The sequence below is a fragment of the Plantibacter sp. MCCC 1A11337 genome (genome assembly GCF_013349365.1).
GTDB classification, from domain to species: domain Bacteria; phylum Actinomycetota; class Actinomycetes; order Actinomycetales; family Microbacteriaceae; genus Plantibacter; species Plantibacter flavus_A.
The window spans coordinates 139053-152172 of the sequence record NZ_JABJWX010000002.1 but is presented as its reverse complement, the minus strand read 5'-3'; the positions used below and the strand labels follow the sequence as shown (position 1 = coordinate 152172).

The 13120-nt window shown below is 66.5% G+C and carries 12 protein-coding genes; 8 read left to right on the top strand and 4 right to left on the bottom strand.

The genetic code is table 11. The annotated features are described in order from the left end of the window. The first annotated feature begins 119 nt into the window (after positions 1 to 119). The 8 genes from rpmH to HOW07_RS08000 all read left to right on the top strand — a co-directional run bounded on the left by rpmH (position 120) and on the right by HOW07_RS08000 (position 7263). Positions 120 to 257 carry a 50S ribosomal protein L34 gene (rpmH, locus tag HOW07_RS08035; protein WP_056010217.1) on the top strand — a complete coding sequence of 46 codons (138 nt, stop codon included), beginning with the start codon at positions 120 to 122 and terminating at the stop codon, positions 255 to 257. Continuing rightward, positions 196 to 627, top strand: a complete 432-nt coding sequence (gene rnpA, locus HOW07_RS08030) for a ribonuclease P protein component (protein WP_371743614.1) — start codon at positions 196 to 198, stop codon at positions 625 to 627. The genes rpmH and rnpA overlap by 62 nt, the downstream gene beginning before the upstream one ends. Further along, entirely contained in the window at positions 624 to 935 is a 312-nt protein-coding gene (gene yidD, locus HOW07_RS08025; protein ID WP_079003764.1) for a membrane protein insertion efficiency factor YidD, read from the top strand. Before rnpA ends, yidD begins: the two co-directional genes overlap by 4 nt. A gap of 9 nt (positions 936 to 944) precedes the next feature. After that, the gene (yidC, locus tag HOW07_RS08020) at positions 945 to 1928 is read left to right on the top strand and encodes a membrane protein insertase YidC (protein WP_064294040.1); all 984 of its coding nucleotides are present in this window, start codon (positions 945 to 947) and stop codon (positions 1926 to 1928) included. 8 nt (positions 1929 to 1936) lie between these two features. Continuing rightward, positions 1937 to 2440, top strand: coding sequence for a R3H domain-containing nucleic acid-binding protein (locus HOW07_RS08015; RefSeq protein WP_064294041.1), 504 nt, complete (start codon positions 1937 to 1939; stop codon positions 2438 to 2440). Between the two features lie 30 nt (positions 2441 to 2470). Next, complete coding sequence (gene rsmG / locus HOW07_RS08010; protein ID WP_121292810.1) at positions 2471 to 3112, top strand: 16S rRNA (guanine(527)-N(7))-methyltransferase RsmG; 642 nt, start codon at positions 2471 to 2473, stop codon at positions 3110 to 3112. A 2190-nt stretch (positions 3113 to 5302) separates the two neighbouring features. Then, the gene (locus HOW07_RS08005) at positions 5303 to 6205 is read left to right on the top strand and encodes a ParA family protein (RefSeq protein WP_276207400.1); all 903 of its coding nucleotides are present in this window, start codon (positions 5303 to 5305) and stop codon (positions 6203 to 6205) included. Further along, positions 6205 to 7263, top strand: coding sequence for a ParB/RepB/Spo0J family partition protein (locus HOW07_RS08000; protein ID WP_121292806.1), 1059 nt, complete (start codon positions 6205 to 6207; stop codon positions 7261 to 7263). Before HOW07_RS08005 ends, HOW07_RS08000 begins: the two co-directional genes overlap by 1 nt. Positions 7264 to 7532: 269 nt before the next feature. Here the strand turns inward: HOW07_RS08000 and trxA are convergent, their stop codons facing one another. The 4 genes from trxA to HOW07_RS07980 all read right to left on the bottom strand — a co-directional run bounded on the left by trxA (position 7533) and on the right by HOW07_RS07980 (position 13009). Beyond that, the gene (trxA, locus tag HOW07_RS07995; protein WP_079003760.1) at positions 7533 to 7853 is read right to left on the bottom strand and encodes a thioredoxin; all 321 of its coding nucleotides are present in this window, start codon (positions 7851 to 7853) and stop codon (positions 7533 to 7535) included. A gap of 45 nt (positions 7854 to 7898) precedes the next feature. Further along, positions 7899 to 8909, bottom strand: coding sequence for a thioredoxin-disulfide reductase (gene trxB, locus HOW07_RS07990; protein WP_175116606.1), 1011 nt, complete (start codon positions 8907 to 8909; stop codon positions 7899 to 7901). 151 nt (positions 8910 to 9060) lie between these two features. Continuing rightward, the gene (gene murJ, locus HOW07_RS07985) at positions 9061 to 10677 is read right to left on the bottom strand and encodes a murein biosynthesis integral membrane protein MurJ (RefSeq protein ID WP_175116605.1); all 1617 of its coding nucleotides are present in this window, start codon (positions 10675 to 10677) and stop codon (positions 9061 to 9063) included. After that, the gene (locus tag HOW07_RS07980; protein ID WP_175116604.1) at positions 10670 to 13009 is read right to left on the bottom strand and encodes a DUF6049 family protein; all 2340 of its coding nucleotides are present in this window, start codon (positions 13007 to 13009) and stop codon (positions 10670 to 10672) included. Before HOW07_RS07980 ends, murJ begins: the two co-directional genes overlap by 8 nt. Positions 13010 to 13120 lie beyond the last annotated feature (111 nt).

The following is a 13120-nucleotide window of genomic DNA, read 5'->3' as shown; positions in this document are numbered from 1 at the left end:
TGGTTTGACCTTCGCGCGAGTAGACCGTAGGTTTAATCAGTTGACTTCTGCCCACGGGCACCCTTCCGTACCCTGCTGCCACCTGTGCAGTGGTGGGTCATGATCCGGAGATCGTAATTATGAGCAAGAGAACCTTCCAGCCGAACAACCGTCGTCGCGCCAAGAAGCACGGCTTCCGTCTGCGCATGCGCACGCGTGCCGGCCGCGGCATCCTGTCGGCTCGTCGCGCCAAGGGCCGCACCGAACTCTCCGCGTAGAGCCGTCGTGCTCGAGCGTGCGAGCCGGATCACGTCCGGCGACGACTACCGAGGGGTAGTTCGTCGCGGGTCCCGGTTCGTCGGCGAGCACACGGTCACGTACGTACGCATGAACCCGAAGGGCGGACAGCCGCGCTTCGGGTTCATCGTTGCGAAAACGGTCGGAAACGCAGTGACCCGCAATCTCGTCAGACGCCGCTTGAAGGCCATCTGCCACGACAGCATCGTTCACGCTGCCCGCGGCGCTGACGTGGTCATCCGTGCGCTGCCGTCTGCAGCGACGGCTCCGTTCGCCTCGCTCCATGCCGAGGTCGATCGAGCCTTCGCCAAACGCGGCGTCATCGCCGAGGCTGCGGACGCGCACCGATGAACGGCGTCCTCGCTGCCACCTGCCTCGCGCCCCGCAATGCTGCGGTGCTGGCGCTTCGCGGGTATCGCGCCGCGATCTCCCCGCTGTACGGCGACGTCTGCCGGTATTACCCCAGCTGTTCCGCGTACGCTCTGGGAGCGGTGCAGCAACACGGTGTCGTCGTCGGTTCGGCGATGGCAGCGGCGCGCATCGCGAGATGCCACCCCTGGGCAGCACCTCGTTTCGACGAGGTACCACCCAAGAAGAACTTCCGGTACAGCGTCACTTCTCACGGATTTGTCGTGCAACCGAGCCACGGAAAGGGCTGACCCGCACCTATGGACATCATCGGCACAATTCTCTGGCCGCTCAAGTGGGCGGTCGAGCTGCTCCTCGTGGGCTGGCACCTGCTGTGGACGGCCATCGGACTCGACCCCGCGGCCGGTCTCACCTGGGTCCTCTCGATCGTCGGGCTCGTCCTCGTCGTCCGTGCCGCCCTCATCCCGCTGTTCATCAAGCAGATCAAGAGCCAGCGCAAGATGCTCGAGATCGCGCCGCAGATGAAGAAGGTGCAGGAGAAGTACAAGGGCAAGCGCGACCAGGCCAGCCGTGAGGCGATGTCCCGCGAGACGATGGAGCTGTACAAGAAGCACGGCACCTCCCCCGTCAGCGGATGTCTGCCGCTGCTCGTCCAGATGCCGATCTTCTTCGCCCTGTTCTCCGTGCTCAACGACGCCCAGAAGAGCAAGGCCGGCGTCGGTCCCCTGAACGAGACCCTCGCCGTGCAGTTCGGCGACGCGAACCTGTTCGGGATCGCTCCGCTGCACACGAGCATGCAGGCGGCACTCGCCGGCAACCCGGTCAACTGGGCGGTCGTCATCATCGCCGCCGTCATGGTCATCCTCATGTGCGCGTCGCAGTTCATCACGCAGCTGCAGATCGTGTCGAAGAACATGTCGGCCGAGACGAAGGCCAGCCCGCAGTTCAAGCAGCAGCGCATCCTCCTGTACATCCTGCCGTTTGTGTTCCTCTTCTCCGGCTTCGCCTTCCCGCTCGGCGTCATGTTCTACTGGCTGACGTCCAACGCATGGACGATGGTGCAGCAGTTCCTCGTCATCCGGAACATGCCCACCCCTGGTTCCGACGCTGCGAAGGCTCGTGAGGAGCGTCTCGCACGGAAGGGCAAGCTCATGACGCCGAACGGCGACGTCATCTCGATCTCCGAGGCGCCGGTACCCGAGAAGAAGACCCCGACGCAGCGTCAGCAGCCCATGGGCAAGGCGCGTGCGAAGAAGCAGCAGACCGACGGACGAGACAAGTAGGAGTATCGGTGACTGACCAGGAACTGGCCCCGGCCCAGGACGAAGCACCCACCATCACGCAGCTCGAAGAAGAGGGCGACGTCGCAGCGGACTACATCGAGGAGTTCCTCGACATCTGCGACATCGATGGCGACATCGACATCGATGCCCGCAATGGTCGTGCGTACGTGTCGATCGACTCCCCCACGGAGAGTAACCTGCGTCTCCTGTCGCGTCCCGACACGGTCAACGCGCTGCAGGAGCTGACGCGTCTGGCTGTTCAGAACCGTACCGGTGGCTTCTCCCGGCTCATCCTCGACATCGGCGGATCCCGGGAAGCGCGTCAGCAGGAGCTCGGCGCCCTCGTGGAGCGAGCGGTCGAGCGCATCGAGGCCGGTTCCACCGAGGCGGCACTCCCCCCGATGTCGAGCTACGAGCGCAAGCTCGTCCACGACATCGTGTCGGCTCGCGGCTTCGTGTCCGAGTCGCACGGCGAAGGCCGCGACCGTCACACCGTCATCACGCGCGGCTGACGCGGCCTGATCGTTTCACGTGAAACTGCGATGACTGACGTGCCTGTAGGACTCGAACCGGAACCGGCGGAAACAGCCGAGTTGTTCGGCGACCGGATCGATGTCGGTCGTGCCTTCGCCGCGAACCTGGCGGAGTTCGGCGAGCCTCTCGGGCTGATCGGGCCCCTGGAACTTCCGCGTCTGTGGACGCGCCACATCCTCAACAGCGTGATCGTGGCACCGCTCCTTCGTGCCGGGCGAGTCGGCGACGTCGGCACAGGCGCGGGGCTGCCTGGACTGGTGCTCGCGATTGCGCGGCCAGATGTCGAGTTCGTCCTCATCGAACCGATGGAACGTCGGGTCGCCTGGCTCAACGACCAGGTTGGGGTCCTCGGGCTCGAGAACGTCACCGTCGTGCGAGCGCGCGCTGAGGAGGTTCGCCTCGATGAGCCCCTCGACCAGGTGACCGCTCGGGCGGTCAGCGCATTGCGGAAGTTGCTCCCCCTCACCGCTCCCCTGCTTCGGGACGGCGGAGAGCTGGTCCTCATGAAGGGCGCCGGCGCGCAGGCGGAAGTCGACGCGTCGACCAAAGAGCTTCGCAAGTACCGGGTCTCCGGCGTCGAGGTTCGAACGCTTGGCGAGGGCGTTCTGGCGGAGCCGACCCGAGTCATCGTGGGAACCGTCCGCGGCTGAGGTCGGTCGGGAGCACTCGGGCGTCCGTGAGGGGCACCGCAGACGATATCGGTCGGTTTGTGAGCCCTCGGGAGAATGGCTCCTGACGAACCGGCCCGGAATATGCGGCCCGTTCAGCGGTCCTGAGTTCGTCAGGAACGATTCTCTGGTCCATTCGGACACGAATCCGGTGCGTTGGGCGGGCTAGATTCGAGTGTTTTCTGACGTTTGTCAGCCCTGGATTCTCTGGTATCTCATATATGTTCCTTTCTTGGTCCGTCATCCCGTTCCTGTGATGCGGGGTCGGCATGGCCACTGGCGAGCGGCGATGCTCCACGCTCCGCCGATCGTCGCACCCAGACGCCGATGCTCGACGCGGTGGCCGACCGTCCGACCGCCCCTTCGGAGATGACGGCCGAGTGTTGGCGGCAATGGTGAACCTCCCAGTTTGGTGATCCGGGCGTGCTCGTCAGGGATCTGCGGCCTTTGTTCGAAGTCCGGGTAGGCCCGTGTCCGCCCTTGGTTGCAGGGAAGATGCGTAGCCCCGTCCCACACGTTCGACTGATTCGCGGTGGTTCATCACGCGGCGGATGGTGCCGTCGGGCTCCTGCGGCGAGGTGCGCATTCCGCCAGTTCCTCAGGCGCTTACAGGCTGACTGGTGCCCGGCCGTCGGAAGACTCATGTCCGCCGGTGGGTCGGTGTTGGCTGAAGTGCTGGGAGAACCACCGCTCGGTAGGTCGAGGATGGTCGGTCTGGTGCCACCGCCTGCGTCGAAGGCGACCGCTCTCGGAGGTGCTGGCGTCGCGCGGTGCGTTCAGATCCGAGCAACCTGCTGCTCGCCCCCGCTCTCCTCGACCGGGCGGTGAGGTGCGCTGCACGGGGGCCGGTCGGCGTGACCATGTGTCGACGTGCGCCGGCACTTCGGTGGTCGTGCTCGTGACTCTTGTCGGCCTGGGCGGAGCAGGCGTGCTCCCGATTGACGATGCATGAATTTGCGCGCAGAGTCGGCTTCGAGAGGGTGCTCGGTGCCCGAACATTGAGATTGCACGACGTTTCACGTGGAACGTGGAAGGATCCCACTTGCGGGGGTCTCTCGTTCTCAGAAGTGGTTCATATCGGACTGGGAGTCGTGTACTCAGCTCTCTCAGTGGGTACCCTCCCGAGGGAGGCCGTCGTGGCTGGATCGGCTCCATATTCGACGTTTCACGTGGAACATGAGTTGCAATCTTTCCCTGCGTTGCTGTAGCGCGGTGGTGGTGATCAGTGGAGTTCGACGGGCACCACGCGCGGTCGCCGGTTGGCTCGCGCTCAAGGTCACACCCATCCGTTGCGTTGATCCTGTCGAGAGTGTTTCACGTGAAACAGCGGTCGAGTGCGACTTCGAGTGCGGGGCTGGAACGGTTGTGTAATGTCGCGCCGCTATCGCTCCCCCTCGTGTCGTATAAGCCGGTGAGGCGATGCGGGCTGTGGCCAGAGGCCGCAGGGGTGCCCACCGATGCGAGCCGTCGGGTGGCTCGGCGTGCGCCACACCTTGGTTTCACGTGAAACGCTGGCGCGGACTGGTGCCAGTCCCACGGTGCTCATCCATACACGTGTGTGGAGATGACGCCTGTGGATAACTCTGTGGACAGTTCTCGAGCGCAACCGCAGAAGGTGGTGGTCTCTCGGAGAGACGCGGACCACAATCCGTCTACCACCACTCTGTGGCCAATGCGCGCCGGGGCAGGAGCCTGGACCTGTCGGACGCGGAATGTGGCGTTCGGGTCCGAACTTCCGCGGAAAGACGCGGATCTCTGCCTGATCGCGGAGCGACCTCACCCATGGTTGTCAACACACGTCCGCTGGGCTCGTCTCGGGTCGATCGGACCAGCATCGACCTCCACGCGCGAAGCGCACGCGGTTGCGCGGGATTGCGCATACCGCTGCCCTGTGGATAACCCTGTGGAAGATGGAAGGCGAGGCGTCCCTGCTGGGCACCACTCGGGGCGTTCGACGAGATGCGTGTGTCGCGAAATGGCGCTCTGGGGCCTGCATGCGTACGCACTTCCCCCGAGCAGACTCGGAGATCGCTCCCCCGGCGTCAGCCCACGCTGGTACGGTTGAACTACACGTTTCGAGCGAGAAGGTTTCACGTGAAACAACCCGAACCAACGCATTCCGCGGCTCCCGAGCGCGACTCCGTTGGTAGCGCCTTCGACGCGTCCACGCCGTTGGCTCGCGAGCTCCATCATCTGACTGAGAGGCGTAAGGCCTTGGCTCACGCAACCCTGCCGACGCCCGACCACACTCGGGTCTTCACGGTCTCCAACCAGAAGGGTGGGGTCGGCAAGACGACGACCACTGTCAACATCGGCGCCGCCCTCGCCCGTTCGGGCGCTCGTGTCCTCGTGATCGATCTGGATCCCCAGGGGAACGCGTCCACCGCACTCGGCGTCGAGCACCACTCCGACGTCCCGAGCGTCTACGACGTCCTGATCGACGACTTCCCCCTGGCCGATGTCGTCCAGCAGAGCCCCGAGTTCCCCACGCTGTTCTGCGCTCCCTCGACGATCCATCTCGCCGGTGCGGAGATCGAACTCGTTTCACAGGTGGCCCGTGAGCATAGACTCCGGACGGCCCTCGAACAGTTCATCCAGGATGCCGATGAGCCGTTCCACTACGTGTTGATCGATTGCCCACCGTCCCTCGGACTCCTGACGATCAATGCCTTCGTTGCGGCCAAGGAGGTGCTCATCCCCATCCAGTGCGAGTACTACGCGCTCGAGGGATTGAGTCAGCTCCTCAGCAGCATCCAGCTGATCCAGCGGCACCTGAACCCAGGGCTCGCCGTCAGCACCATCCTCCTGACGATGTACGACGGGCGCACCAACCTTGCGCAGCAGGTGGCTCAGGACGTCCGAGACCATTTCACCGGGCAGGTCCTCGAGTCCGTCATCCCACGAGCGGTGCGTATCTCCGAGGCGCCCAGCTTCGGACAGAGCGTCATCAGCTACGACCCCACGTCGCTCGGCGCGGTGTCCTATCTCGAAGCAGCGGCGGAGATCGCCAACCGATGGGCCGCAGGCTCCTCCGATACACCCGATACGAACCACCCTGAGGGAGTCAGTCACTGATGGCAACGAAACGAACTGGACTCGGTCGCGGGATCGGTGCACTCATTCCGACGACGAGTTCAGACTCGCAGGCGAACCGTCCCGTCGACGTCTTCTTCCCCGACAACCAGGGCACTGCCCGCAAGGCAGCGAAGGACGCTGCGACCGCAGCCGCCGACGCCGCCGCAGCAGAGGCCGCGGCAGCCGACGCCCCCACTGGCCCGGACGCCGCTGCTACGACGGCAGATGGACCGCAGCTCGTGGCCGTTCCCGGTGCCCGTCTGGCGTACCTCTCCCCCGAACTCATCGTGCCGAACGCCAACCAGCCGCGGACGGTCTTCGATGAAGACCACCTCGCGGAACTCGTCACGAGCATTCGTGAGGTCGGCATCCTGCAGCCGATCGTGGTCCGACCGATCCCTGGCGACGACGAACGATACGAACTCATCATGGGTGAGCGGCGTCTTCGAGCCTCGAAGGAGGTGGGTCTTGACCGCATCCCCGCGATCATCAAGGACACCGCCGACGAGGACATGCTGCGCGACGCGCTGCTCGAGAACCTCCACCGCTCAGAACTGAATCCGCTCGAGGAGGCTTCTGCCTACCAGCAGCTCCTGGCCGACTTCGGAATCACCCAGGACGAGCTTGCCAACCGCATCGGGCGGTCCCGCCCCCAGATCAGCAACACCATCCGCCTGCTCAAGCTGCCGGCGGCCGTGCAGCAGCGCGTCGCTGCCGGTGTGCTGAGCGCCGGACACGCCCGAGCCATCCTGTCGCTGACCGATCCTGAGGCACAGCAGCGCCTGGCCGACAAGATCGTGAACGAGGACCTGTCCGTCCGCGCGGCCGAAGCTGCGGCGGCTCAGGGTGTTCAGGCGAAGAAGCCGCGTCCGATCGCCGGATCGCGACGCGGCCAACTCGATGAGATCGCGGACCGTCTCGGCGACCGTTTGAACACCCGTGTGAAGGTGACCCTCGGTGCGAAGAAGGGCCAGATGGTCGTGGAGTTCGCCACCATCGCCGATCTCAACCGCATCCTGAGCGAGCTTGGCGAGTCGGGCTTCGGTCAGTCTTCCTGACGTTGTTTCACGTGAAACAGGGGTAGCTCGGCCTTGAAATTCCCGCACCCTTCGACAAGCTCAGGGACCGAGAAGTTGGGTTATCAAGCTTGATAGGCGGTCGCCGCATCGCGGTCATTGAGCTTGTCGAAGTGCCACAGACACATTCTGTTTGATTTGAGAATCGCTGGTCAGAGCGCAATTCGCTGTGTTTCACGTGAAACACCCCACTAACGAAGAACCGCCCGACTCGGATGAGCCGGGCGGTTCAGTGGTTCAGAATGACCTGATCAGGCGATGAAAGCTGCGAGATCCTTCTCGAGTGCGGCCTTCGGCTTGGCGCCGATGACGGTCTGCACGACTTCGCCGCCCTTGAAGACCTTCATCGCAGGGATGGAGGTGATCTGGTACTTCATGGCGAGGTTCGGGTTCTCGTCGACGTTCAGCTTGAGAACGGTGATCTTGTCGCTGTTCTCGGAGCCGATCGTGTCGAGGATCGGGCCGACCGCGCGACACGGTCCGCACCAGGCGGCCCAGAAGTCGACGAGGACGGGCTTGTCGCTGTTGATGACCAGTTCGTCGAACGTGGCCTCGGTGACTGCATCTGACATGAGTGTTCTCCTTCGTGGTGGCCAGGCCGACAGCCTGGCCGTCGATCAAACGGTGGTGGTGAGCACGGGGTCGGCCGGCTGCGGGCGACCCGCGGTCTGTGCTTCGCCGATGGCCGACGCTTCCCCAGCAGCCTGCTCGAGGTCTGCGAGGTAGTGCTCCGCGTCGAGGGCGGCGATGGTGCCGCTGCCGGCGGCGGTGATGGCCTGTCGGTACGTGGGGTCGATGACGTCGCCCGCGGCGAAGACGCCGGGGAGGTTGGTCTTCGACGAGCGGCCCTTGACGGCGATCGTGCCCTCGGGGGCGAGCTCCAGCTGGCCGTGGATGAGGTGCGTCCGCGGGTCGTTGCCGATCGCGATGAACAGGCCACCGAGCGGCAGGTGGGTCTCCGTGCCGTCAATGGTCGAGCGCAGGGTCACGCCGTCGACCGCCTCGGCACCGGTGATGCCGGCGACTTCGCTGTTCCAGATGAACTCGATCTTCTCGTTCGCGAACGCGCGGTCCTGCATGATCTTCGACGCGCGGAGGGTGTCCTTGCGGTGGATGACGTAGACCTTCGACGCGAACCGCGTGAGGAAGGTGGCCTCCTCCATGGCGCTGTCGCCGCCACCGATGACCGCGATCGTCTTCTCCTTGAAGAAGAAGCCGTCGCAGGTGGCGCACCAGGACACACCGTGGCCCGAGAGCCGCTCTTCGTCGTGTAGACCGAGCTTGCGGTAGGCGGAGCCGGTGGCGAAGATCACGGTGTGCGCCTCGTGCACCTGTCCGTTGCCGAGGGTGACCGTCTTGACGTCGCCGTCGAGCTTGAGCTCGGTGACGTCGTCGTAGAGCACCTCGGTGCCGAACCGCTCGGCCTGCTCCTGGAGCTTCATCATGAGCTCAGGGCCCTGGATGCCCTCGGGGAAGCCGGGGAAGTTCTCGATCTCGGTGGTGTTCATGAGCTCGCCTCCGGCCTCGACCGATGATGCGACGAGCAGCGGCTGCAGCGAGGCGCGGGCAGCGTAGATCGCCGCCGTGTAGCCGGCGGGTCCTGATCCGATGATGATGACCTGACGCACGATGCTCCTCAGTGGTTCGTGGGCTCCCGGACCAGGTGGGTTCCGGGGTTCCGAGTGGTGTAACACATCCTAACCGGCCGCTATTCCGCTCCCCCAGGGCCCTCGGGCAGCTCTCAGTCGGGGTGCCTGGGGTGGTGCCGACGCGTGCGCGTCAGCGCCCGAATCGGGCGAGGACGGGTGCCAAGGCAGCCTTGAGCTCCGGCGTGCGCAGGATGGCGAGCACCGCGAGGTACACGGCGGCCATCACCGCCCCGACGACGGCCATGGTGACGATGGCGCCGGGGATCGTGGCGGTCGGGAACCCCTCTTCGCTGACACCGCCGAGCAGCAGCAGCACGACGACGCCGACCACGGCGGCGGGCACGGCGGCGGCGATGAACCGCACCAGGCTCAGGACGATGCGTCGGCCGTCGAGACCCCCGAGCCGGCGCCGGAGCAGCAGTGCGGCGACCACGGTCTGTGCGACGCACGCGATCGTGATGGCGAGCGCGACGCCGGCACCCACCAGATGCGGTGGGAGGACCAGGAGCACGATCAGCGCCAGGAGGACGAACAGGAGGGTCTGGAACAGGGTGAAGAAGAAGGGCGTCTTCGTGTCTCCGAGGGCGTAGAAGGCGCGCTGGAGGACGAAGAGGATGCAGAAGGGGACGAGTCCGATCACGAAGGCGATGATGATGCCACCCATCGCCTGCGCCTGCTCGAACGTCTCGGCGAAGACGCTCCCGAATGGCACGGCGACCACCATGATGACGGCCGCTGCGAGCACAATGAGGACGCTCACGACGCGGATGGCCCCGGAGATGTCGGCCTGCAGTCGCTGGATGTCCCGTCCGCGCTCGCGTGTGCCCTGCGCGTGCTCGCTCATCCGCGTGAAATAGGCTGTCGCGATCGAGACGGTGATGATCGAGTGCGGGAGCATGAAGATCAGCCAGGCGTAGTTGAGGATCGCGACCGAGGGCCCTTGATCGCTCACGGAGGCGACGATCTGGGTCTCGACGATCCCGGCACCGGTCGTCAGGAGCAGCATGCCGAAGGTCCAGCTGGCGATCCGTCCGGTGGCCCGGAGGCCAACGCCTCGCCACTGGAAGTCCGGTCGGAAACGCAGTCCGGCCCGACGCCAGAACAGCATGAGGAAGGCGGCCTGGACGACGACGCCGAGGGTGGCGGAGCCTGCGAGGAGCACCGTTCGACCATCGGTCCACTCGCTGACCGCGAGGTCGCCGCTGCCGTACAGGGTGATGAAGGCGATGAGCCCGGCGATCGCGATGACGTTGTTGAGCACCGGCGCCCAGGTGAACGGCCCGAACATCTTGCGTGCGTTCAGGACCTCGCCGAGGACGGTGTAGAGCGCGTAGAACAGGATCTGCGGGAGACACCAGTAGGCGAACGTCGTCGCGAGCGCGAATTGATCAGGCGACAGCGTCGCGGCCACGATGAACACGAACACGGGTGCGAGCAGGGTGATGAGCGCGGTGGCCCCGCCGATGAAGACGAGGGTGATGGTGACGAGCTTGTTGATGTAGGCGTTGCCGCCGTCGGTATGGATCCCCGCTCGCACGATCTGCGGCACGAGCACGGCGCTCAGCACGCCGCCACCGATGATGACGTAGATCGTGTTCGGGAGCTGGTTGGCGATCGCGAAGGTGTCACCGATGACCAGGACGCCGATGGCCTGAGCCACGAGGATCGCTTTGACGAAGCCGAGCAGTCGGGAGACGAGGGTTCCCGAGGCGAGGAGCGCGCTCGCCCTGCCGATGCCGTCAGCCATTCGTCTCCTGTCGTCCGGGTGACGACTCTACCGGGGGCTCATCGCCCGGGGGCTGACCGCTGTCCGGAGCAGCTGCGGAGGCGGCGGAAGTGCCGCCCGACGCGCGTCGCTTGGCTCGTCGACTGAGGACCATGCGGACCACACCGCTGACGAACAGCAGGGCGACGAGCAGGGCGAGGACGACGGCACCGATGCCCTCCCAGTCGGCGCGGACGTTCACGCCCACGAAGGACTGGTCACCGATCGCCTGCCCGCTGGTGCTGAAGAGTTGCAGCCGGAGGGTGACGTCGCCGTTGCCGATCTGCGACTGCACGGGGATGAGCACGGTGGCTCGCGAGTCCGCGGCGATCTCCTGCGTCACGGAACCGGAGATGCTCAACCGACCGTTGCTCGGTGAGGCCTCCATGACCACGGTGACGGGATAGGGCAGGTCGTTGCGAACGGCGAACGGCAGGGACACCTCGCCGCCGACCATGTTGATGCGACTGCTGTCGGTGACGCGCACCGATGCGAGGACCGTGTCCGTCCGTTCCTGCTGGGCGGTGACCGCCGATCCCCAGGCGTCCTCCGCACGCAGCCAGCCGGCCGCGAGGCTGGAGAGCAGGGTGGCGCGTTCCCGTCCGGTCAGCAGCTCGGGTTCGTCGAGCACCGAGGAGAAGGCGGTGACGTCCTGTTCCTCGTCGAGGAGGACCTGCACGTCGGACACGCGTTCGCTGTCGGGTGTCATCGCCCCGAGCGTCGCCGCCGCCGGGGGTTCGGCGAGCGTCGCCGCGAGGGAGGTCTGCGTCGTGGCCGGCAGGGAGCGGAGCGCGTTCACGGTCTCACCGAGGGCTGGGAGGGTCGCGTCCACTCCCCGAGGCAGCACGGCGACGACCGTTCCGCCCGACGAACCCTCCGTGCCGATGGCGGCAGCCCGGGCGTTCACGTCGGCGATGGCGCTCTCGAACGCGGCGTCCGTCGTGGCGGCGGCGGCGCCGCCCAGCGACTCGGCGAGGCCGTGGTCGGCGAGCAGCGTCTGCGACGCGCCGATCGTCGCCGAGGCGCGCACGGTCTGGCCGGTGTCGGTCGTGTTCGCGGAGTCGAGCATCGTGACCGTTCCGCCCGACGCGGCGAAGACGGCGAGATCCGCATCGGTCACCGCGCCTCCCGCCCACACGATGCTGGGGAGCGAGTAACTCCAGCTGAGGAGCTCGTCCATCGTCGGAACGGTCGGCACCGCCTGGCCGGGCGTCTCGGACGGGCTCGGTGTGGGTGTCGGTTCCTCCGAGGGAGTGGCTGCCGCCGACGGGTCGGAGGACGTGGTCGTCGAGGACCCCGCCTGTGGCGTCGGCTGGACGTCGTCGGGCCTGGTGGTCGGTGACCCGGTCGGGGTGGGCGTCTCGGTCGGCTGTACGACGGGGAAGTCGGCGACGTTCAGGGCGAAGGAGAACGAGCTCGGGGTCAGCAGTCGATCGAGGCCGGCCTCGGCCTGCACGGCGGGTTCGGCGTCGCCGTACTGGAGCGCGAAGGTCTCGTTGGGTGCGGCCTCGAGGCGGGCGAGCCAGGCGACGGCGCTCTCCGGGGCGCGCGTGCCGAGCGCGCGGACGGACGCGATGATGCGAGGGTCGATCCCGAGCGCGATCTGCTCGCCGAAGAGTGCGTCGAGCTGCGTCGTGAGCGCACCGTCGTCGGCCGTGAGCTCGGTGAGTTCGTCCGCATCGAGGAGTCCGCCGTAGCTGAGCGGCGCGGTGAGCGGGGCCACGAGCGCGACGGTGGCGGACGTGGGCTGGCCCTGCGCCCGCCAGACGAGCGCCGTCCGACCTCCGGCCGCCGTGTCGCCCGCGACGTAGCCGGCTGAGACGCCGTAGGAGCCCCACGCGTCGGTGTCGTCGAAGCCCAGCGCCGGAGGGGTGAAGTCGAGCCCGCTGACGACGTACTGCTGTCCGGCGATGAGCTCGGGGATGTCGATCGTCCGCACCACGGTGGTGCCGGCGGGGGTCGCGGCCGCGTCCGCCCCGGTCGTGTCGAGCCAGGCGTCGAGCGCCGCCGTGCCGGTGATCCTCGCAGTGGTGACCGCCACGGACACGGAGCCGGCGGGGAGATCGGCGTCGGTGCCGTTCGTGAGCGTGATGCCGAACGAGGTGAGGGACGAGGGTTCGACCGCTCCCCCGTCGCTCGGGCTCACCTCGACGGACACGAGGCCGTCGGGAGTCGATGCCGTGTTCGCGCTCAGCTCGGGTGAGGCGATCGCACTGGAACCCGTGGACCAACCGCCGGCGGACACCACGGCGAACGACAGCGCGGCTGCTGCGAGGGCGCTGAGGAGGCGTGGGCGGTGGCGGTGGCGTGTCATGGGCGGTGGGGACGGTCCGCTCGGGCGGAGCCGTCCGGTGACGATTGTACGGGGGCCTCCCAGTCGAACCTGGGTGCTGGTGTCCTGGGAGACGCCGTTGCGCCGCCGGCG